Source organism: Klebsiella sp. ZJOU C1 (assembly GCF_035620215.1).
Classification (GTDB): domain Bacteria; phylum Pseudomonadota; class Gammaproteobacteria; order Enterobacterales; family Enterobacteriaceae; genus Klebsiella; species Klebsiella variicola.
This window is the reverse complement of the sequence record NZ_CP141644.1, coordinates 4141565-4162269: the sequence shown is the minus strand read 5'-3', so window position 1 is coordinate 4162269 and position 20705 is coordinate 4141565. Positions and strand designations below refer to the sequence as shown.

The following is a 20705-nucleotide window of genomic DNA, read 5'->3' as shown; positions in this document are numbered from 1 at the left end:
ACGTGGATGGATGGCAGCGCGCCTTTGTCCTGCATAGCCGACCGTGGAGCGAAACCAGCCTGATGCTGGACGTCTTCACGGAAGAATCGGGTCGTGTGCGCCTGGTGGCCAAAGGCGCACGCTCCAAACGCTCTAATCTCAAAGGCGCTTTACAGCCCTTTACCCCCTTACTGGTTCGCTTCGGCGGCCGCGGCGAAGTCAAAACCCTGCGCAGCGCGGAAGCCGTCTCGCTGGCGCTGCCGCTCAGTGGTATCACGCTCTACAGCGGTCTCTATGTGAACGAGCTTATCTCCCGCGTGCTGGAGCACGAAACACGCTTCTCCGAACTCTTTTTTGACTATCTGCACTGCATTCAGACGCTTGCCGGAACCAGCGGCTCGCCGGAGCCCGCGTTGCGGCGTTTTGAGCTGGCGCTGCTCGGGCACCTGGGCTATGGCGTGGATTTTCTTCACTGCGCGGGCAGCGGTGAGCCGGTGGATGACACCATGACCTATCGCTATCGCGAAGAAAAGGGCTTTATTGCCAGCCTGGTGATTGATAACAACACGTTTACCGGGCACCATTTGAAAGCGTTGGCGAGTCGCGAATTTCCAGATGTAGATACGCTGCGGGCCGCGAAGCGCTTTACCCGTATCGCCCTGAAACCCTATCTTGGGGGCAAACCGCTTAAGAGTCGGGAATTGTTTCGCCAGTTTATGCCCGCGCGAAAGGCGCGGGCGGCTAATACGAATAATGATTAACGAGGATTGTCATGGCTGAATTACTGTTAGGGGTCAATATTGACCATATCGCGACCTTGCGTAACGCGCGCGGCACCGCCTATCCGGATCCGGTTCAGGCAGCGTTCATTGCCGAGCAGGCCGGCGCCGACGGCATCACCGTGCATCTGCGCGAAGACCGTCGCCATATTACCGATCGCGATGTGCGTATCCTGCGCGAGACGCTGCACACCCGGATGAATCTTGAAATGGCGGTCACCGAAGAGATGCTGACGATCGCCTGCGAAACCAAACCACACTTCTGCTGCCTGGTGCCGGAGAAACGTCAGGAAGTCACCACCGAAGGCGGACTGGACGTGGCCGGGCAGCGCGACAAGATGCGCGATGCCTGCCAACGCCTGGCGGATGCCGGTATCCTGGTGTCCCTGTTTATCGATGCGGATAACGAGCAGATCAAAGCGGCGGCAGACGTTGGCGCGCCCTATATCGAAATTCACACCGGCTGCTATGCCGATGCCAAAACCGACGCCGGGCAGGCGAAGGAGCTGGAACGTATTGCCAAAGCGGCCATCTATGCCGCCAGCCTTGGCCTGAAGGTGAATGCCGGCCACGGTCTGACCTATCACAACGTGAAAGCGATTGCTGCGCTGCCGGAAATGCATGAGCTGAATATCGGCCATGCGATTATCGGTCGCGCAGTGATGAGTGGCCTGAAAGAGGCGGTCGCGGAAATGAAGCGTCTGATGCTGGAAGCGCGCGGCTAATGGCCATTCTCGGGCTGGGTACCGACATCGTCGAGATCGCCCGCATCGAAGCGGTGATCGCCCGCAGCGGCGATCGCCTTGCCCGCCGGGTGCTGAGCGACCATGAATGGAGCATCTGGGAGCAGCATCAGCAGCCGGTGCGTTTCCTGGCGAAACGCTTTGCGGTCAAGGAAGCGGCGGCGAAAGCGCTGGGAACCGGGATCCGTAACGGACTGGCGTTTAATCAGTTCGAGGTATACAACGACGAGCTGGGCAAGCCGAAGCTGCGGCTATGGGGCGAAGCAAAGCTTTTGGCGGAACGAATGGGGGTAAGGGCTATTCATGTCACCCTCGCCGATGAACGCCACTACGCCTGTGCCACGGTGATTGTCGAAAGCTAGCCAGGATGGCGGTTAAATTTTATCCGCGTGGTGCATTAGCACGAATTTATCCCAAAGCTGTTCTTCACTCTCGACGTGTGCCGGATCTTTCAGGATCGTATTCGGGATCGGGCACACTTTCTGGCAGGTTGGCGTGTCGTAATGACCCACGCACTCGGTGCAGCGGTCGCTGTTAATTTCATAAATGCTATCACCCATCGAAATGGCCTCATTCGGGCACTCCGGTTCGCACATATCGCAGTTGATGCATTTTTTGGTAATTAACAGCGCCATCAGGAAAGTCTCAGAAACAACACAAACAGGGCGGGCATTATACGCCCATTTTCTGCTCAGACCAGCTTTTTCACCAGCGCTTCGCTATGGCGAATGCGCTCCGGCGCCCGCTCCAGATCCTGCTGCACCAGCCCCATAAACAGCAGGTCGGTGAGCATCATTTGCGCGCTGGTGGAGGAGATGGCCGCGCTGCGCGTCGCCTGCTCTTCGGCAATGGTATACAGGCAGTGGGTTGCCTGCTGCTGCAGGGCGTTAGGGCTAAAGCCGGTGATCGCCAGGATCTTGCAGCCCACGCGCAGCGCTTCACCTGCCGCCATATTGATCTCCCGGCGCTCACCGGAGTAAGAGATCGCCAGCAGCAGATCGTCGCTGGACATGGCCTGCACTGTCGCCAGCAGGGCGTGCATATCCTGCTCAGAAACCGCGTTGATGCCGATCTTCATCAGCTTCCAGCTAAAGTTACGCGCCACCAGACCGGACGCGCCGATGCCGGTGACGATCACCCGCCGGGCGTTGCGCAGCAGCGTGACGGCTTCCCGCAGCGTCTCTTCAGTATTGACGTCCAGCGAGGCATGCATGGCGGCGACATTGTCTTTAATGAGTTTCTCGCCGACCAGACGCAGCGGGTCGTCACCGCGAATGTGGTTATGTACCGGAACCGAGTGCGGATCCGGGCTGCTGGCCAGCGCTTCACTCAGCGCCAGCTTCAGCGCCGGAAAGCCTTTGAACCCCAGTTTCTGGGCAAATTTAACCACGCTGGACTGACTCACGCCGGCTTCCGCCGCCAGCTGCTGCGAGCTGAGGTGCCGGGTCTCATCGGGCTGGCTCAGAATATAATCGGCCAACTTTTTGTCGCTCGCCGCCAGGGTGGGATAGCGCTGACGAATACGCGTTAAACAGTTCATTGGAGCTCCGCTGGAGCCGTCCGGCTCGTGACTGACAGAATTTTTATTCGATTATAAGGGGTATACCACGAATTAAAAATTCTTGAGCCACAATTTTTCCTTCGCCTGCTAATTTAATTGTTCCTTAACGGCAGGGGATGTTTTCCCTCTTCGCGGCGTAAGGCTGTTAAGCTTAACCTAACGAGAAGCGAGTCCTGACATAAGGAGGCAGTTTGCAGCACAATGAACGGAAAGTGGTGTTTTTCGATCTGGACGGAACCTTGCATCAGCAGGATATGTTCGGCAGTTTCCTGCGCTACCTGCTGCGTAATCTGCCGCTAAACCTGCTGCTGGTGGTGGCGATGGGGCCGGCGATCCTTGCCGGGCTGGCGGTGTGTGGGCGGGCGGCGCGCTGGCCAATGAGCCTCCTGCTGTGGGCGTCAACCTTTGGCCGTCGCGAGGCGGTACTGAAGCGGCTGGAAGCGGAATTTGTCGGCTGGTTTCGCCATCATGTGACGGCGTTTCCGGTGGTTCATGCGCGGCTCACGGCCTACCTGACCAGTACCGATGCCGACGTCTGGTTAATCACCGGCTCGCCGCAGTCGCTGGTGGAGCAGGTCTATCGCGATACTCTCTGGCTGCCGCGGGTGAATCTGATAGCCAGCCGCACCGCGCGCCGCTGGGGCGGCTGGGTATTGACCCTGCGCTGCCTGGGGCATGAAAAAGTGGTGCAGCTGGAGAAAAAGATCGGCGCGCCGCTGCGGCTGTACAGCGGCTATAGCGACAGCGAGCAGGACAACCCGTTGCTCGGCTTTTGCCAGCATCGCTGGCGGGTAACGCCTCAGGGAGAGCTCCAGCAGCTGGAGTAATAGTGTGTAATTGATAGCGCCCATGTATAATGCGCCCCGCTTTTTCTGCTGGAGTGGCCGCTGTGTCTGACCTCGAACTCAATGATGAATACTGGATGCGTCATGCCCTGACGCTGGCAAAGCGCGCCTGGGAAGAGGGCGAGGTGCCGGTGGGCGCGGTGCTGGTGTATAACAACCAGGTCATCGGCGAGGGCTGGAACCGGCCGATCGGCCGTCACGACCCCACCGCTCACGCGGAAATTATGGCTTTACGCCAGGGCGGGCTGGTGCAGCAAAACTATCGCCTGATCGACGCCACGCTGTACGTGACCCTGGAGCCTTGCGTCATGTGTGCTGGCGCCATGGTGCACAGCCGTATCGCCCGCCTGGTCTTTGGCGCCAGGGATGCCAAGACCGGCGCCGCTGGCTCGCTAATAGATGTCCTGCACCATCCGGGAATGAATCATCGGGTTGAAATAAGCGAAGGCGTGCTGGCGGAGTCCTGCTCTACCATGCTGAGCGACTTCTTTCGCTGGCGGCGGGAAGAGAAAAAAGCGCTGAAGAAAGCCCGGGAGCAGACCGGAGAAGGTTAATACAGGTGGCCGGGGAATTTTAACCGGGCATTATCCATCTGCTTATCGGCGCGAAACTTGAAAAAGGGCAGGGTGGTCTCCTGCGGCTGTTCGAGTTCATTCGGGAGCACGGCCGGGTAATCCTCCGCCAGGGCCAGCGTTTGCTGTTGCTGGCGCTCCTTCTCTGACAAATAGCCGACAAGGCTTATCTGATATTTGCGGATGTTTTCCACATAGGCGTAGGCCTCATGGCCGCGCGCGTAGCCGTATTTAAGTTTGCTGTAATAGGGCTTCTGGCTCAACAGGGGTAAACGCAGCTTAACGTCTGCCCAGCTGTTGGGATTGCCTTTTTGTTTGCGGGTGAGCGCCATGGCGTCCAGCATATGGGCATAGCCCATATTGTAAGCAGCCAGCGCAAACCAGATGCGTTCGTCTTTCGGAATCGAATCCGGCACTTTATCCATCATATCCTGCAGATAGCGCATGCCGCCGTCGATACTCTGCGCCGCATCGGTCCGGTCAGTCAGTCCCAGACTTTGCGCGGTGTTGCGCGTCAGCATCATCATGCCGCGCACGCCGGTGGGGGAAGTGGCCTGCGGATCCCAGTGGGATTCCTGCCAGGCGATCGCGGCCAGCAGGCGCCAGTCAATCTCGCGGGCGTACTTTTCAAATAGTGGCTGCACGTCCGGGAGAATATTTTCCACTGCACGGAGGAAGGTGCGGGTGTCGACATAATCGAAGTCGTTGCCGTGGCCGAGGTATTTCTCCTCCAGGCGCGCCAGCGTCCCGTCTTCATTAATGTTATTGAAGAAATCAAGCATTGCGGCCGACAGCGAATTATCTTCGCCCCGGGCGCTAAACCAGGTGACCGGCTGTTCGTCGGTGATATCCAGGGCCACCGCCAGCTCCGGATGGACGCGCTGAAACAGGCTGACGGCCACCGAATCGGCGACGGTGTAATCGAGTTTGCCGTCAATCACCGCCTGCATCAGCGCCGTGGTACCGCGCTTCTCGTCCACGCGCCAGGTAAGATCCGGATATTTCTCCGCTTTTAAGGCCTGCAGGTCGTTGATCGCCACGTGGCCCGGAGCGATAGTGAGTTGCTCGGCGGTTAGCGACGCGAGAGTGCGCGGCCGGATATTACCGACACGATAGACCAGCTGTTGGGAAACAGAATAGTAGGTGGGGCCAGCCTGGTAGTTTTTCACCCGCTCCTGGTTATAAACCAGACCGGCAGCCAGCATATCGGCCTGACCGTCGTCGAGGTCGTCAAACAGCTGGCTGATATTCTGCCGGACGGTTATCTTAAGCGTCACGCCCAGATAGTCAGCAAACTGCTTCGCCAGTTCATAATCCAGACCGAACGTTTTATCGTTCATGGTGGCGAAGGTCATCGGCGAGTTGATGGTGCTGATGCGCAGCTCGCCGCGAGCGATAATACCCGCCACCCGGTTCTCGGGTTTACTGGACCAGGGGATTGACGGCCACAGGGCCGCCGCCAGCAAAAGGGTGACAATGCCGATCAGCAGATAATTAATCTTTAATTTTTTCAGAGCGTTAATCTTCTGCAGCTTCAGGTTCCTCAGCAGGCGATGTCCGGAAAAAACGCAAGGTTGTCGTCGAATGTGCGGCATTCTGCTTAAGAATGCGCCAGTTGGCAACTTATTCGCGATGGTCGTCACATTTATTGATAAACAGCATCAATGATTTTATTTCTACGCAAACGGTTTCGTCGGGGCGCAGGATTCACTATAATGACGCCCGTTTCCCCCCCTGGCTCACCCTGAAAGCTTCGAAGACGAGAGACTTATGATGGAAATTTTGCGTGGTTCACCTGCACTGTCGGCATTCCGTATCAATAAACTGCTGGCACGATTTCAGGCGGCCAACCTTCCGGTAAGCGCCATATATGCCGAGTATATTCATTTTGCCGATCTGAACGCCCCGCTGAGCGCTGACGATCGCGAGCGCCTGGCGCGACTGCTTCAGTATGGCCCGAGCTTAAGCAGCCATACCCCGACCGGTAAATTACTGCTCGTGACCCCTCGCCCTGGCACCATCTCTCCCTGGTCTTCTAAAGCTACCGATATCGCTCACAACTGCGGTCTGACTCAGGTCGTGCGCCTGGAGCGCGGCGTGGCGTATTACGTTGAAGCCTCAACCCTGACCGAAGCGCAGTGGACCGTCGTGGCGGCGGAACTGCACGACCGCATGATGGAGAGCGTCTTCGACGCCCTGGAAGCGGGCGAGACGCTGTTTGCCCATCATCAGCCGACGCCGGTCACCAGCGTTGACCTGCTGGGCGAAGGCCGTCAGGCGCTGATTGACGCCAACCTCCGTCTGGGGCTGGCGCTGGCAGATGACGAAATTGACTACCTGCAGGATGCGTTTACCCGTCTGGGCCGCAACCCGAACGATATTGAGCTGTATATGTTCGCCCAGGCGAACTCTGAGCATTGCCGCCACAAGATTTTCAACGCCGACTGGATCATCGACGGCGAACAGCAGCCGAAGTCGCTGTTCAAAATGATCAAAAACACCTTCGAAAAAACGCCGGACTACGTCCTGTCGGCCTATAAAGATAATGCCGCGGTGATGGAAGGGTCTGAAGTGGGGCGCTATTTTGCCGACCACCAGACCGGGCGCTACGACTTCCATCAGGAGCCGGCGCACATACTGATGAAGGTGGAAACCCATAACCACCCGACGGCCATCTCTCCATGGCCGGGCGCGGCAACCGGCTCCGGCGGCGAAATCCGTGATGAAGGCGCCACCGGCCGCGGCGCGAAGCCGAAAGCGGGCCTGGTGGGCTTCTCGGTTTCCAACCTGCGTATTCCGGGCTTCGAGCAGCCGTGGGAAGAAGATTTCGGTAAACCGGACCGCATTGTCACCGCCCTGGACATCATGACCGAAGGCCCGCTGGGCGGCGCGGCGTTTAACAACGAGTTTGGTCGTCCGGCGCTGAACGGCTACTTCCGCACCTATGAAGAGAAAGTCACCAGCCACAATGGCGAAGAGCTGCGCGGCTACCACAAACCGATCATGCTGGCCGGCGGTATCGGCAACATCCGCGGCGAGCATGTGCAGAAGGGCGAGATTACCGTCGGGGCGAAGCTGATCGTGCTGGGCGGCCCGGCGATGAACATCGGCCTCGGCGGCGGCGCGGCCTCTTCTATGGCCTCCGGCCAGTCCGATGCCGACCTCGATTTCGCCTCCGTACAGCGTGACAACCCGGAAATGGAACGCCGCTGTCAGGAAGTGATCGACCGCTGCTGGCAGCTGGGCGACGCCAACCCGATCCTCTTTATCCACGACGTTGGCGCGGGCGGTCTCTCCAACGCCATGCCGGAGCTGGTGAGCGACGGCGGCCGCGGCGGTAAATTCCAGCTGCGCGATATTCTCAGCGATGAGCCAGGGATGAGCCCGCTGGAGATCTGGTGTAACGAATCGCAGGAGCGTTATGTTCTGGCGGTCGCCCCGGAGCAACTGCCGCTGTTCGACGAACTGTGTCGCCGCGAACGCGCGCCTTATGCCGTTATCGGCGAAGCTACCGCGGAGCAGCACCTGAGCCTGAGCGACAGCCACTTTAACGATCAGCCGATCGACCTGCCGCTGGACGTTCTGCTCGGCAAAACGCCGAAAATGACCCGCGATGTGCAGACCCTGAAAGCCCAGGGCAGCGCGCTGGATCGCCAACCGATTACCCTTGCTGATGCGGTAAACCGTGTTCTGCACCTGCCGACGGTGGCCGAGAAAACCTTCCTCGTGACCATCGGCGACCGCACCGTGACCGGTATGGTCGCCCGCGACCAGATGGTCGGCCCGTGGCAGATCCCGGTGGCCAACTGCGCGGTGACCACCGCCAGCCTCGACAGCTACTACGGCGAAGCGATGGCGATGGGCGAGCGCGCCCCGGTTGCCCTGCTGGACTTCGCGGCCTCTGGCCGTCTGGCCGTCGGCGAAGCGCTGACCAACATCGCCGCCACGCAGATTGGCGAGCTGAATCGCGTGAAACTGTCAGCTAACTGGATGGCCGCCGCAGGTCACCCGGGCGAAGACGCTGGCCTGTATGAGGCGGTAAAAGCGGTAGGCGAAGAGCTGTGTCCGGCGCTGGGCCTGACCATTCCGGTCGGTAAAGACTCGATGTCGATGAAAACCCGCTGGCAGGAAGGCAGCGAGCAGCGCGAGATGACCTCCCCGCTGTCGCTGGTGATCTCCGCTTTCGCCCGTGTCGAAGATGTTCGTCATACCGTCACGCCGCAGCTTTCTACAGAAGATAACGCTCTGCTGCTGATCGACCTCGGTAAAGGGCACAACGCGCTGGGCGCGACGGCCCTGGCGCAGGTCTATCGCCAGCTCGGCGACAAGCCGGCTGACGTGCGCGATGTTGCCCAGCTGAAAGGCTTCTGGGACGCGATGCAGGCCCTGGTGGCGCAGCGTAAACTGCTGGCCTACCACGACCGCTCCGACGGCGGCCTGCTGGTGACTCTGGCGGAAATGGCCTTTACCGGCCACTGTGGCCTGGAAGCAGATATCGCCGCGCTGGGCGATGATCGTCTGGCCGCGCTGTTCAACGAAGAGCTGGGGGCGGTGATCCAGGTGCGCGCTGCAGACCGTGAGGCGGTGGAAGCCATTCTGGCGGTTAACGGCCTGGCAGACTGCGTGCATTACCTTGGTAAAGCGGTCGAGGGCGATCGCTTCGTGCTGACCGCCAACGGTCAGACGGTGTTTAGCGAGAGCCGCACTACGCTGCGCATGTGGTGGGCGGAAACCACCTGGCAGATGCAGCGTCTGCGCGACAACCCGGCCTGCGCCGATCAGGAGCACGAGGCGAAAGCCAATGACGCCGATCCGGGCCTCAATGTGAAGCTCTCGTTTGAGATTAATGACGACATTGCGGCGCCGTACATTGCCACCGGCGCGCGTCCGAAAGTGGCCGTCCTGCGCGAGCAGGGGGTGAACTCCCACGTTGAAATGGCGGCAGCCTTCCATCGCGCCGGCTTTGACGCCATCGACGTGCATATGAGCGACCTGCTGGCGGGCCGCACCGGTCTGGGGGATTTCCATGCCCTGGTGGCCTGCGGCGGCTTCTCCTATGGTGACGTGCTGGGCGCGGGTGAAGGCTGGGCGAAGTCGATTCTGTTCAACGAGCGCGTGCGCGATGAGTTCGCGACGTTCTTCCATCGTCCGCAGACGCTGGCGCTCGGCGTGTGCAACGGCTGTCAGATGATGTCCAACCTGCGCGAGCTGATCCCGGGCAGCGACCTGTGGCCGCGCTTTGTGCGTAACCAGTCTGACCGCTTCGAAGCGCGCTTTAGCCTGGTGGAAGTGACGCAAAGCCCATCCCTGCTGCTGGAAGGCATGGTTGGCTCACGGATGCCGATTGCGGTCTCCCACGGCGAAGGTCAGGTGGAAGTGCGCGACAGCGCGCATCTGGCCCAGCTGGAGAGCAAAGGTCTGGTGGCGCTGCGCTTCGTGGATAACTTTGGCAAAGTGACCGAAACCTATCCGGCGAACCCGAACGGTTCCCCGAACGGTATCACCGCGGTGACCAGCGAAAGCGGGCGCGCGACCATCATGATGCCGCACCCGGAACGCGTCTTCCGCACCGTAAGCAACTCCTGGCACCCGGAGAACTGGGGCGAGGACAGCCCGTGGATGCGTATCTTCCGTAACGCGCGTAAACAGTTGGGTTAACCTTCCGGCAGCGCCTCATGTGAATGTATCAGCCCCCTGCTCAGGCAGGGGGCTTTTTTTATCTGTGATGGCCGGCACGCCAGGGTGTCGGGAATTGCCGACAACCCCTATGTTATGGTGTCGTCAATAGGAGACACTTAACATATTGATTTTATTGAGCAGTGGTGCGGCGCCTGTTTAGTGTCGTCAATTAGCGACAGTATGAATAAAAAATGTACGGTTCCGGTATGGCAATGATCGTGAGCTAATATCATATATATCAGCGTGTTAATAAAATGTTTTGAAAGGTGGCATAGTTCATGCATAATATTAACCAGTGGCTCATTCACCTTCTTATGTCAGCCCCTTCGGGACGCGCTACATAAACTTCGAATGACGCACAAACAGGTGCCTGCCGTCCAACTCCTGATAACAGCCTGGCTTTATCAGACATCGGGCGAAACGTCGAGTAAGGCACCGCCTCATTCCTGAACAAAGCCAGGCCTTGCGCCTGGCTTTGTTGTTTCTGCGGCGCAGTAACCAGCGGTAGCGCTTTTCTCCGGCGCGCTCCTCAGTTAGCATCGACCAGAGCTAATGATTGAGACAACATCCTTGAAGCGACTCTCTCTTTTTCCCCGTTCGCTGCGTCAACTGGTGACGCTCTCCTTTGTGCTGATCCTGCTGCCGCTGTTGGTGCTGGCGTGGCAGGCCTGGCAGAGCCTGAATGCCCTTAGCGCCCAGGCGGCGCATATTAACCGCACTACGCTGGTCGATGCCCGACGCAGCGAGGCGATGATCAATGCCGCGCTGGAAATGGAGCGCAGCTATCGCCAGTACTGCGTGCTGGACGATCCGACGCTGGCGCGGGTGTATCAGAATCAGCGACAGCGCTACAGCCAGATGCTGGATGCCCATGCCGGCGTGCTACCGGACGAGAAACTCTGGCAGGCGCTGCGTCAGGACGTCAGCGATCTGGCGCAGTTGCAGTGTAAAAATAGCGGCCCCGATGCCCAGGCGGCCGCCAGACTGGAAGTTTTCGCCAGCAATAACAGCGATATGGTGCAGGCGACCCGGGCAGTCGTCTATTCCCGCGGCCAGCAGCTGCAGCAGGAGATTGCCGAACGCGGCCAGTTTTTCGGCTGGCAGGCGCTGGTGCTGTTTCTGCTGAGCCTGGCGCTGGTGCTGCTCTTCACCCGTATGATTATCGGTCCGGTGAAAGGCATAGAAAGAATGATCAATCAGCTGGGGGCAGGGAAGTCGCTGGACGACGCCGCATTGTTTACCGGCCCGCGCGAGCTGCGCTCGGTGGGCAAGCGCATCATCTGGCTCAGCGAGCGCCTGGCGTGGCTGGAGTCGCAGCGGCATCAATTTCTTCGTCATCTGTCGCATGAGCTGAAAACCCCGCTGGCCAGTATGCGTGAAGGTACCGAGCTGTTGGCCGACCGGGTCGCCGGGCCACTGACCCCAGAGCAGCAGGAGATCGTCGAGATCCTCGACAGCAGTAGTCGTAACCTGCAAAAGCTGATTGAACAGTTGCTGGACTACAACCGAAAACAGGCCGACAGCCCGGTGGCTCGCGAAGCGGTGGATCTGGTGGACCTGGTGGAAAACGTCGTGGCGGCGCACAGCCTGCCCGCGCGGGCTAAACTGATGCATACTGAACTGACGCTGCAGGCGCGGCGTTGCCTGGCAGAGCCTGCACTATTGATAAGCGTAATGGATAATCTCTACTCCAATGCGGTGCACTATGGCGCTGAATCCGGTAACATCCGTATCCACAGCTACCGGCACGGAGAGCAGGTGCGTATTGATGTCGCCAACAGCGGCGAACCGATCCCGGCCGCGGAAAAGAATATGATTTTCGAGCCTTTTTACCAGGGGAGTCACCAGCGTAAAGGGGCCGTTAAGGGCAGTGGGCTGGGGTTGAGTATCGCCCGCGACTGCGTCCGGCAGATGCAAGGGGAGCTCAGCTTAGTTGACGCGCCCGCCGGGCAGGTCTGTTTTCGCATTACGCTTCCCTCAGCGCCGGAATAATCCAACTTATGAATCGATATCGGGGAACTATGTCCCAATTCCTGGCCTGGCGCCGTTCCCTTCGTGGATGGCTGCTTTCAGGCATTGCTTGTCTGACGCTGGCGGGGTGTTCCGCCGGCTTTTCACCGCATACTGCGGAAGGTACCGCCGCCTCCGGGCAGGCGCAGCATCAGGTGGCCGATTTTGTCGCGGTAGACTGCGCGGACATCTGGGCGCACAGCAGCGATGCCAGCGACAAAAATCCCCTCTACTGGCTGCGGGGCATTGACTGTGCCGATCGCCTCGCACCGGCGCAGGCGCGGGCGGAGGCGAAACGCCATACCGACGACAGCTGGCAGGACGCGTTCCGTCGCGGCATCCTGCTTGCTGATGCCAAAATTACTCCCGACGAGCGTCGCGACCTGGTGGCGCGTCTCGATACCTTCAGCCCGCAAATCGCCGTTCAGGTCCGCCCGCTGTATCAGCTCTGGCGCGACGGCCAGACCCGTCAGCTGCAGCTGGTGGAAGAGCGTGCCCGTTACGCGAAGCTTCAGCAGTCCAGCGATAGCGAACTGGAGACGCTGCGTCAGCAGGAGCAGGCGTTGCGCGAACAGCTGGAGCTGACCACCCGTAAGCTGGAGAACCTGACGGATATCGAACGCCAGCTCTCCAGCCGCAAGCCGGGTGGTAATTTCGGCAGCGAAAAAGTGCCGGAGGTGATCCATGACGATCCGTAAACCGGCGCGTTTGCTGCTGGTGGATGACGATCCGGGACTGTTGAAGCTGCTGGGCATGCGCCTGGTCAGCGAAGGCTACAGCGTGGTCACCGCCGAGAGCGGGCCGGAAGCGCTGCGCGTGCTGGGGCGTGAGAAAGTGGATCTGGTGATTAGCGATCTGCGGATGGATGAAATGGATGGCCTGCAGCTGTTCAGCGAGATCCAGAAGGGGCTGCCCGGCATACCGGTGATTATTCTCACCGCCCATGGTTCGATTCCCGACGCCGTGGCCGCGACCCAGCAGGGGGTGTTCAGCTTCCTGACCAAGCCGGTCGATAAAGATGCCTTGTATAAAGCCATTGATGAGGCGCTGGAGCAGCGCTCGCCGGCCACCGACGAAGCCTGGCGCCAGGCGATTGTGACCCGCAGCCCGCTGATGCTGCGTCTGCTTGAGCAGGCCGGGATGGTGGCGCAATCGGATGTCAGCGTGCTGATTAACGGCCAGAGTGGGACCGGGAAGGAGATCGTCGCCCAGGCGATCCATAACGCCAGCCCGCGTCATGATAAACCGTTCGTGGCGATCAACTGCGGCGCGCTGCCGGAACAGCTGCTCGAATCCGAACTGTTTGGCCATGCGCGGGGCGCCTTTACCGGCGCGGTCAGTAACCGTGAAGGATTATTCCAGGCCGCTGAGGGCGGTACGCTGTTTCTCGACGAGATCGGTGATATGCCGGTTGCGCTGCAGGTGAAGCTGCTGCGCGTCCTGCAGGAGCGTAAGGTGCGTCCGCTGGGCAGCAACCGCGATATCGAGATCAACGTGCGGATCATCTCCGCCACCCATCGCGACCTGCCGAAGGCGATGGCCCGCGGCGAGTTCCGCGAAGATCTGTTTTACCGACTCAACGTGGTGAATCTGAAGATCCCACCGCTTTCCGAACGGGCTGAGGATATCCCGCTGCTGGCTAATCATTTGCTGCGCCAGTCCGCCGATCGCCATAAGCCGTTTGTCCGGGCGTTTTCCAGCGATGCGATGAAGCGGCTGATGGCCGCCAAGTGGCCGGGTAACGTGCGCCAGCTGGTGAACGTGATTGAGCAGTGTGTGGCCCTGACCTCGTCGCCGGTGATTGGCGACGCGCTGGTGGAGCAGGCGCTGGAAGGAGAGAATACCGCGCTGCCGACCTTCGTGGAGGCGCGCAATCAGTTTGAGCTGAACTACCTGCGCAAGCTGCTGCAAATTACTAAAGGCAATGTCACCCACGCCGCGCGGATGGCAGGGCGCAACCGCACCGAATTCTATAAACTGCTGTCGCGCCATGAGCTCGACGCCAACGACTTTAAAGAGTAGCTCCGCAGCATAGCGCAAGTTATGATACGGTAAGCAACCGGTTACGCGACTAAGACAGGAACACCATGAAAAAGATTGATGCGATTATTAAACCTTTCAAACTGGATGACGTGCGTGAAGCGCTGGCCGAAGTCGGCATCACCGGGATGACGGTGACGGAAGTGAAGGGCTTTGGCCGCCAGAAAGGTCATACCGAGCTGTACCGCGGCGCGGAGTACATGGTGGATTTTCTGCCAAAAGTAAAAATTGAAATCGTGGTGACCGACGATATCGTCGATACCTGTGTGGATACCATCATCCGTACGGCGCAGACCGGCAAGATTGGCGACGGCAAGATCTTTGTCTTCGACGTCGCGCGGGTCATTCGTATCCGTACTGGTGAAGAAGACGACGCGGCGATTTAATCCTCGCCGCTCGCTGCAGTATTGCCGGGTGACGCTGCGCTTACCCGGCCTCCAAATCCCCGCGTCGTCGGGGCTTACAGGACCTTATGCGGGCCGAAACATTCGTAATGAATGTTGTCTTTATTAACCCCTAATTCTACCAGCTGCTTCGCTGCAAACTGCATAAACGCTACCGGGCCGCAGAGATAGAACTGCATCTGCGGGGCGCGAATATTGTCCGCCACTGCCGCTAAATCCATCAAACCTTCGCTATCAAAACGTCCAGTCTGACGGTCGGCTTCGCTCGGGTTGCGATACCACACGTGCGAGGTAAACGCCGGCAGCGCCGCGCCAAGCGCACTCACTTCATCGGCAAAGGCGTGAACGTCGCCATTTTCCGCCGCATGGAACCAGTTCACCTGACCCTGATGACCGCTCTTCGCCAGCGCATCCAGCATCGCCAGCATCGGCGTTTGCCCGACGCCCCCGGAGAGCAGGGTGACCGGCGTCTGTGGTTCAACGTTAAGGAAGAAGTCTCCCGCCGGGGCGGCTAAATAGACCACATCGCCTTCGCTGGCATGGTTATGCAGCCAGCTGGAAACCTGACCGCCGTCCTCACGTTTTACCGCGATGCGGTAGCCTTTGCCGTCTGCTTTGCGGGTTAAAGAGTATTGACGAATTTCCTGATAGTCGAAGCCTTCCGGTTTCAGCCAGATGGCCAGGTACTGCCCCGGCTGGTAATCGGCGACCGGCTGACCGTCGACTGGAGCCAACTCAAAGCTGGTGATGAGCTGGCTGCGCGGGGTTTTCTTTACGATGCGGAACGCGCGGGTCCCTTCCCAGCCGCCGGTTTTACTGGCGTTTTGCTGATAAATTTCTGCTTCGCGGCCGATAAAGACGTTCGCCAGCACGCCGTAAGCTTTTCCCCAGGCATCAAGCACGTCCTGACCCGGGCTGAACATTTCATCGAGGGTCGCCAGCAGATGGCTGCCAACGATGTTGTACTGCTCCGGTTTGATCTGGAAGCTGGTGTGTTTCTGGGCGATTTTTTCCACCGCCGGCAGCAGGGCGGGCAGGTTATCGATATTGCTGGCGTAGGCGGCAATGGCGTTGAATAACGCTTCGCGCTGATCGCCGTTGCGCTGGTTGCTCATGTTGAAGATCTCTTTGAGCTCCGGATTATGCGCGAACATACGATCGTAGAAATGGGCGGTGAGCTTTGGGCCGGTCTCTACCAGCAGGGGGATGGTGGCTTTGACCGTGGCGATGGTTTGAGCGTCGAGCATAGCGTGCTTCCTTGTGTGTTATCTTATTGATGCATTTTAAATGCATCTTATAGAAATAACCCTGCTATGTAAATGGTTCTTTAACACTTAACCCCGATGCCGTTACAACATGAAGAATTTGCATCACAAACCTGAAAAGAAATCCGTTGATAATGAGAGAGACGTTATTGCTCAAAGCCTTGTGTCATGCGGAGCCAATCGTTTGCGTAAAATCCTTTGTCAAGACCTGTTATCACAGAATGATTAGGTTATACTGTGGGCCGTTGTCCAATCGGACCGCCTTTTTAGGCCGAAATTTTATTGTTAGCTGAGTCAGGAGATGCGGATGTTAAAGCGTGAAATGAACATTGCCGATTATGATGCCGAACTGTGGCAGGCTATGGAGCAGGAAAAAGTACGTCAGGAAGAGCACATCGAACTGATCGCCTCCGAAAACTACACCAGTCCGCGCGTCATGCAGGCGCAGGGCTCTCAGCTGACCAACAAATATGCTGAAGGGTATCCGGGCAAGCGTTACTACGGCGGCTGTGAATATGTCGACGTGGTTGAGCAACTGGCTATCGACCGCGCGAAAGAACTGTTCGGCGCTGACTATGCTAACGTCCAGCCGCACTCCGGCTCTCAGGCTAACTTTGCGGTCTACACCGCGCTGCTGCAGCCGGGCGATACCGTGCTCGGTATGAACCTGGCGCAGGGCGGCCACCTGACTCACGGCTCTCCGGTTAACTTCTCCGGCAAACTGTACAACATCATCCCTTACGGTATTGATGAGTCCGGTAAAATTGACTATGACGACATGGCGAAGCAGGCTCAGGAACACAAACCGAAGATGATCATCGGTGGTTTCTCCGCTTACTCCGGTATCGTTGACTGGGCGAAAATGCGTGAAATCGCTGACAGCATCGGCGCTTACCTGTTCGTCGATATGGCGCACGTGGCAGGCCTGATTGCCGCGGGTGTGTATCCGAACCCGGTTCCGCATGCTCACGTTGTGACCACCACCACCCACAAAACCCTGGCGGGTCCGCGCGGCGGCCTGATTCTGGCGAAAGGCGGTAGCGAAGAGCTGTACAAAAAACTGAACTCTGCCGTGTTCCCAAGCGCGCAGGGCGGCCCGCTGATGCACGTTATCGCGGCCAAAGCGGTGGCGCTGAAAGAAGCGATGGAGCCAGAGTTTAAAGTTTACCAGCAGCAGGTTGCGAAAAACGCCAAAGCGATGGTGGAAGTGTTCCTGAACCGCGGCTACAAAGTGGTTTCTGGCGGTACTGAGAACCACCTGTTCCTGCTGGATCTGGTGGATAAAAACCTGACCGGTAAAGAAGCTGACGCCGCCCTGGGCCGCGCCAACATCACCGTGAACAAAAACAGCGTGCCGAACGATCCGAAGAGCCCGTTCGTGACTTCCGGTATCCGTATCGGTTCTCCGGCTGTGACTCGCCGCGGCTTCAAAGAAGCGGAAGTTAAAGAGCTGGCTGGCTGGATGTGTGACGTGCTGGACAATATCAATGACGAAGCGGTCATTGAACGTGTGAAAGGCAAAGTGCTGGATATCTGCGCACGTTTCCCGGTTTATGCGTAAGCGTTAACGTTGCAATAAAAAAGGCCGCGATTGCGGCCTTTTTTGTGTCTGCCGATTAGCGGCGGTCGAGCGAAATCGCGCCGGGGCCGGTAATCGCCAACAGCAGAAAAGCGCCGGCAATACTGACGTTTTTCCAGAAATTAATCATGTTCGGCAATACCGCATCGCCGGTCATATCCCAGTAATGATGGCCAATCACCGCCGTACCCAGCGTATAAAAAATAAAGATGACCGCCAGCGGGCGGGTGAAAAAGCCCAACACAATTAAGATCGCCGCAGGGACCTCCATTATCACAGCGATAATCGCCGCCAGCGTCGGCATCGGCGCGCCGGAGGCGGCCATGTACTGCACCGTACCGCCAAAGCCTAACAGTTTCGGATAACCAAAAAGGATAAACAGGACCACCACGGCGATGCGGGCGATGAGCAGCAGCAAGGAGCGGGAAGCGCCAAAATCAAAATAGCGGAGTGTGTTCATAATCAGCTCGTTATGAGAGAAGTGTGATTTAAACGTAATACACAAATTTGCCCGCCGCCATGGTGAGAAAATAATAATGTTGCGCTTCGTTTCATCAGGATTTGGCTGCGGGGTTGCTCGCACTTTGATGCCCGGTTATCGGATTTTATTTAATACAACCGGCGATGGGATGGTGCTCGCTCTGTGATGTGTGTCACGATTTAAAGACAAATGTACTCAACTTCCATATAGAGAGTGAGACACCGGTTTACTCAAGATGGGGTTTGTCGCCAGACTATCGCCACCATTCGGGAGGAAATCATGGTCTTGCACTCCACGCGCTGGCTGGCGCTCAGTTATTTCACCTACTTTTTTAGCTACGGTATTTTTCTGCCCTTCTGGAGCGTCTGGCTGGCCGGAAACGGGCTGACTCCGGAAACCATCGGCCTGTTGCTTGGCGCCGGCCTGGTGGCCCGTTTTCTTGGGAGCCTGCTGATTGCCCCGCGGGTCAGCGATCCCTCCCGGCTCATTGCCGCGTTGCGCGTGCTGGCCCTGTTAACCTTACTTTTCGCGCTGGCCTTCTGGGTCGGCAGTCACGTGGCATGGCTGCTGGCGGTCATCATCGGCTTCAACCTGTTCTTTTCGCCGCTGGTGCCGCTGACGGATGCCCTGGCCAATACCTGGCAAAAGCAGATCACCATGGACTATGGCCGGGTACGGCTATGGGGCTCCATTGCCTTTGTCATCGGTTCGGCGCTGACCGGCAAGCTGGTCAGTCTGTTTGACTACCGGGCGATCCTGCTGATGTTAAGCCTGGGTGTCGCCTCGATGCTGCTGGGTATGCTGCTTAAGCCGTCGGTGATGCCCCACGGGGAGTCGCGCCAGCAGCAGGGAGCAGGACTGACGGCCTGGCTGACGCTGGTACGCCAGAGCTGGCGCTTTCTCGCCTGCGTCTGTTTGCTACAGGGGGCGCACGCCGCCTACTACGGCTTTAGCGCCATCTACTGGCAGCAGGCCGGCTATTCTGCCTCGGCGGTCGGTTATCTGTGGTCGTTAGGCGTGGTGGCGGAAGTGGTGATCTTCGCGTTGAGTAAAAAGGTGTTCCGCCGCTTCAGCGCACGCGACCTGCTGCTGCTCTCCGCCGTCTGCGGGCTGATTCGCTGGGGACTGATGGGCTGGACCATGGCGCTGCCGGGACTCCTCCTTGCGCAGATCCTTCACTGTGGCACCTTCACGGTGTGTCACTTGGCGGCGATGCGCTATATCGCCGCCCGTCAGGGCAGCGAAGTGATCCGCCTGCAGGCCGTCTATTCTGCGGTGGCGATGGGCGGGAGTATTGCCATCATGACCGTCTTCGCCGGTTTCCTCTATCAGCACCTGCACCAGGGCGTGTTCTGGGTAATGGCCCTGCTGACGATCCCGGCGCTGATTATCCGGCCAAAAGCGGTGGCGACCTAGTCCTCAAGCATCGCGCAGATATGCTGCTGCTGGCGTTCAGTGAAGCAGTTCTCCGCGTGGATCAGCGGCGGCGAAAACAGCGGTAGCGCCGTCGCATAAGGGGTGACGATAAGCGTCACCCCTTTGGGCGCACCTTCCTTCTGAAAGCGCTCTACGCTCTGGTATTTGATATTCAGCGGCAGCAGCGTGAGTTCGCGCAGCTGCTGTTCCAGAGCCTCTTCTATAGCCGGGTTGTCATCGGTTAGCAACAGCACCTGTTTTTCGTGCAGGTCGCTTTTCTGCATCAGCCAGGCGCCAAAGATCACCGCGATTAAGCCGGTCTCTTCCTCATTAAAATGGATGTGCCAGGCTTCCTCGAATTCGCTCAATGCCGCCTGGGTGGTACGCAGTAAGCGAGGATAGAGCCGGCTCACTTCCTCCGTGAGCGTGCTGTCGATGCCGATGGCAAACACGCTGCGGATCAACGCCTGCGATAAATGAATATAGAGTTGATCGCTGAGCCCCTGCTCATCACTGAAAGCCCTGCCGGCGAGGACCTGGAAGCGATGGATCAGGCCGGAGATAGCCAGTCGCAGGCGGCGATCGTGCGGGTGACCGTCGCGGACCGGGTCGGGGGTTTTGAGCAACATAAACAGTAGCGAGAGGAAGAAGGGCTCTCCAACATGCGGCGGAGCGCCGACCCGGCGCTGCCAGTGGCGGACAATCTCCTGCGCCAGGGTAAACTCGGCGGCGGTCTGGGCCCAACGCTGCTGTTCATCATTGAAGTCCGGAGAGTATCCCCGGTGATGCTCAAGCAGACAGTACTGCAGATATAAGCGCAGAAACTGCACGTCGCGGCAGTCAAACTGGCGATTGAGCGCCCGCGCGCAGCGGTTCACCAGCGCCTGCAGATTGGTATCATCGTATAAGGTACGGGCAATGCCTTCCTGTTTAAGCTGCGTTTTCAGGGCCGGGGTAAAATGATGATTGACGAACTGCGGGCAGAGGCGTAGCCCCCGCCGCAGCGCATGCAGCAGACATAAACGTTGGTCGAGCGCGGCGCCTTCAATCCGATAGCTGCCGTCCACCTCTGACCGGAGGGTCAAACGGTGGTAACGCTGAATTTCGCGTCCGGTCTCCTCAATATCCTGCCGGGCCGTGGTCTCATCAACGAGGTTGATCCTGCCAAGCCGTTCAGTCGTCACCGACTGTCCGGGCAGATAAAACATCAGGAGCACCTGGCTACGGCGCTGTGGACTGGAAAGCGCAGATGGTGGTTCAATGACGGTCATCATCTGGTAAGTTCCAGTTAGGGTTTTCGCTAAGAATAGACAATGGCAGAGGCGGGGGCAGGGCGAAACGCCCGCTTTAGC

General features: G+C 58.6%; 18 protein-coding genes. 12 read left to right on the top strand and 6 right to left on the bottom strand.

What is annotated here, in order from left to right; genetic code table 11:
• Positions 1 to 2: 2 nt before the first annotated feature.
• Genes recO through acpS form a run of 3 tightly spaced genes read left to right on the top strand, consistent with a single transcriptional unit; the run spans position 3 to position 1863 of the window.
• Positions 3 to 740 (top strand): DNA repair protein RecO, encoded by a 738-nt coding sequence (gene recO / locus SPE70_RS19860; protein ID WP_048964139.1) that lies wholly within the window; start codon positions 3 to 5, stop codon positions 738 to 740.
• An 11-nt stretch (positions 741 to 751) separates the two neighbouring features.
• Positions 752 to 1483 carry a pyridoxine 5'-phosphate synthase gene (gene pdxJ / locus SPE70_RS19855; RefSeq protein WP_110209672.1) on the top strand — a complete coding sequence of 244 codons (732 nt, stop codon included), beginning with the start codon at positions 752 to 754 and terminating at the stop codon, positions 1481 to 1483.
• Positions 1483 to 1863 carry a holo-ACP synthase gene (acpS, locus tag SPE70_RS19850; protein WP_008803771.1) on the top strand — a complete coding sequence of 127 codons (381 nt, stop codon included), beginning with the start codon at positions 1483 to 1485 and terminating at the stop codon, positions 1861 to 1863. Before pdxJ ends, acpS begins: the two co-directional genes overlap by 1 nt.
• A 12-nt stretch (positions 1864 to 1875) precedes the next feature.
• Here the strand turns inward: acpS and SPE70_RS19845 are convergent, their stop codons facing one another.
• On the bottom strand, positions 1876 to 2136 hold the full coding sequence (locus SPE70_RS19845) for a YfhL family 4Fe-4S dicluster ferredoxin (RefSeq protein ID WP_004144350.1): 261 nt from the start codon (positions 2134 to 2136) through the stop codon (positions 1876 to 1878).
• A 56-nt stretch (positions 2137 to 2192) separates the two neighbouring features.
• Positions 2193 to 3041: a MurR/RpiR family transcriptional regulator gene (locus SPE70_RS19840; RefSeq protein WP_004144349.1), complete on the bottom strand. Its 849-nt coding sequence runs from the start codon at positions 3039 to 3041 to the stop codon at positions 2193 to 2195.
• A gap of 236 nt (positions 3042 to 3277) precedes the next feature.
• On the opposite strand from SPE70_RS19840, the gene yfhb reads away from it, so the two are divergent.
• Positions 3278 to 3889 carry a phosphatidylglycerophosphatase C gene (gene yfhb, locus SPE70_RS19835; RefSeq protein ID WP_212734955.1) on the top strand — a complete coding sequence of 204 codons (612 nt, stop codon included), beginning with the start codon at positions 3278 to 3280 and terminating at the stop codon, positions 3887 to 3889.
• Between the two features lie 62 nt (positions 3890 to 3951).
• Positions 3952 to 4461: a tRNA adenosine(34) deaminase TadA gene (gene tadA, locus SPE70_RS19830; protein WP_012967431.1), complete on the top strand. Its 510-nt coding sequence runs from the start codon at positions 3952 to 3954 to the stop codon at positions 4459 to 4461.
• On the opposite strand, the gene mltF is transcribed toward tadA, so the two are convergent.
• Positions 4458 to 6074, bottom strand: a complete 1617-nt coding sequence (mltF, locus tag SPE70_RS19825; RefSeq protein WP_064170355.1) for a membrane-bound lytic murein transglycosylase MltF — start codon at positions 6072 to 6074, stop codon at positions 4458 to 4460. The genes tadA and mltF overlap by 4 nt on opposite strands.
• A 175-nt stretch (positions 6075 to 6249) precedes the next feature.
• On the opposite strand from mltF, the gene purL reads away from it, so the two are divergent.
• The 5 genes from purL (at position 6250) to glnB (ending at position 14594) form a co-directional block, all read left to right on the top strand.
• Positions 6250 to 10137 (top strand): phosphoribosylformylglycinamidine synthase, encoded by a 3888-nt coding sequence (purL, locus tag SPE70_RS19820; RefSeq protein WP_023323109.1) that lies wholly within the window; start codon positions 6250 to 6252, stop codon positions 10135 to 10137.
• A 591-nt stretch (positions 10138 to 10728) separates the two neighbouring features.
• Positions 10729 to 12150 (top strand): sensor histidine kinase, encoded by a 1422-nt coding sequence (locus SPE70_RS19815; RefSeq protein WP_012967434.1) that lies wholly within the window; start codon positions 10729 to 10731, stop codon positions 12148 to 12150.
• Between the two features lie 29 nt (positions 12151 to 12179).
• Positions 12180 to 12866, top strand: coding sequence for a two-component system QseEF-associated lipoprotein QseG (gene qseG, locus SPE70_RS19810; RefSeq protein ID WP_012540858.1), 687 nt, complete (start codon positions 12180 to 12182; stop codon positions 12864 to 12866).
• Positions 12853 to 14190 (top strand): two-component system response regulator GlrR, encoded by a 1338-nt coding sequence (gene glrR, locus SPE70_RS19805; RefSeq protein WP_032730950.1) that lies wholly within the window; start codon positions 12853 to 12855, stop codon positions 14188 to 14190. The genes qseG and glrR overlap by 14 nt, the downstream gene beginning before the upstream one ends.
• 65 nt (positions 14191 to 14255) lie before the next feature.
• Positions 14256 to 14594, top strand: coding sequence for a nitrogen regulatory protein P-II (glnB, locus tag SPE70_RS19800; RefSeq protein ID WP_002914032.1), 339 nt, complete (start codon positions 14256 to 14258; stop codon positions 14592 to 14594).
• A 74-nt stretch (positions 14595 to 14668) separates the two neighbouring features.
• Here the strand turns inward: glnB and hmpA are convergent, their stop codons facing one another.
• Positions 14669 to 15859 (bottom strand): NO-inducible flavohemoprotein, encoded by a 1191-nt coding sequence (gene hmpA, locus SPE70_RS19795; protein WP_032730949.1) that lies wholly within the window; start codon positions 15857 to 15859, stop codon positions 14669 to 14671.
• A 325-nt stretch (positions 15860 to 16184) separates the two neighbouring features.
• Between hmpA and glyA the strand changes: the two genes are divergently transcribed.
• Positions 16185 to 17438, top strand: a complete 1254-nt coding sequence (gene glyA, locus SPE70_RS19790) for a serine hydroxymethyltransferase (RefSeq protein WP_008803781.1) — start codon at positions 16185 to 16187, stop codon at positions 17436 to 17438.
• A 55-nt stretch (positions 17439 to 17493) separates the two neighbouring features.
• Here glyA and SPE70_RS19785 read toward each other — a convergent pair whose 3' ends face one another.
• A complete protein-coding gene (locus SPE70_RS19785) occupies positions 17494 to 17916 on the bottom strand; it encodes a DoxX family protein (protein WP_012540860.1) in 423 nt (140 codons plus the stop codon).
• 300 nt (positions 17917 to 18216) lie between these two features.
• Here SPE70_RS19785 and SPE70_RS19780 point away from each other — a divergent pair, with 300 nt between their 5' ends.
• Positions 18217 to 19353, top strand: a complete 1137-nt coding sequence (locus SPE70_RS19780) for a 3-phenylpropionate MFS transporter (RefSeq protein ID WP_324726402.1) — start codon at positions 18217 to 18219, stop codon at positions 19351 to 19353.
• Here SPE70_RS19780 and csiE read toward each other — a convergent pair.
• Positions 19350 to 20627 carry a stationary phase inducible protein CsiE gene (gene csiE, locus SPE70_RS19775; protein WP_012540862.1) on the bottom strand — a complete coding sequence of 426 codons (1278 nt, stop codon included), beginning with the start codon at positions 20625 to 20627 and terminating at the stop codon, positions 19350 to 19352. The two genes, SPE70_RS19780 and csiE, sit on opposite strands and share 4 nt — an antisense overlap.
• Positions 20628 to 20705 lie beyond the last annotated feature (78 nt).

Excerpts from the sequence above, each read along its gene's own strand:
- glyA (WP_008803781.1), top strand. The coding sequence starts at position 16,185 with ATGTTAAAGCGTGAAATGAACATTGCCGATTATGATGCCGAACTGTGG.
- SPE70_RS19840 (WP_004144349.1), bottom strand. The coding sequence starts at position 3,041 with ATGAACTGTTTAACGCGTATTCGTCAGCGCTATCCCACCCTGGCGGCG.
- purL (WP_023323109.1), top strand. The coding sequence starts at position 6,250 with ATGATGGAAATTTTGCGTGGTTCACCTGCACTGTCGGCATTCCGTATC.
- SPE70_RS19845 (WP_004144350.1), bottom strand. The coding sequence starts at position 2,136 with ATGGCGCTGTTAATTACCAAAAAATGCATCAACTGCGATATGTGCGAA.
- acpS (WP_008803771.1), top strand. The coding sequence starts at position 1,483 with ATGGCCATTCTCGGGCTGGGTACCGACATCGTCGAGATCGCCCGCATC.
- csiE (WP_012540862.1), bottom strand. The coding sequence starts at position 20,627 with ATGATGACCGTCATTGAACCACCATCTGCGCTTTCCAGTCCACAGCGC.
- mltF (WP_064170355.1), bottom strand. The coding sequence starts at position 6,074 with ATGCCGCACATTCGACGACAACCTTGCGTTTTTTCCGGACATCGCCTG.
- qseG (WP_012540858.1), top strand. The coding sequence starts at position 12,180 with ATGTCCCAATTCCTGGCCTGGCGCCGTTCCCTTCGTGGATGGCTGCTT.
- glrR (WP_032730950.1), top strand. The coding sequence starts at position 12,853 with ATGACGATCCGTAAACCGGCGCGTTTGCTGCTGGTGGATGACGATCCG.
- SPE70_RS19780 (WP_324726402.1), top strand. The coding sequence starts at position 18,217 with ATGGTCTTGCACTCCACGCGCTGGCTGGCGCTCAGTTATTTCACCTAC.
- SPE70_RS19785 (WP_012540860.1), bottom strand. The coding sequence starts at position 17,916 with ATGAACACACTCCGCTATTTTGATTTTGGCGCTTCCCGCTCCTTGCTG.
- glnB (WP_002914032.1), top strand. The coding sequence starts at position 14,256 with ATGAAAAAGATTGATGCGATTATTAAACCTTTCAAACTGGATGACGTG.
- pdxJ (WP_110209672.1), top strand. The coding sequence starts at position 752 with ATGGCTGAATTACTGTTAGGGGTCAATATTGACCATATCGCGACCTTG.
- hmpA (WP_032730949.1), bottom strand. The coding sequence starts at position 15,859 with ATGCTCGACGCTCAAACCATCGCCACGGTCAAAGCCACCATCCCCCTG.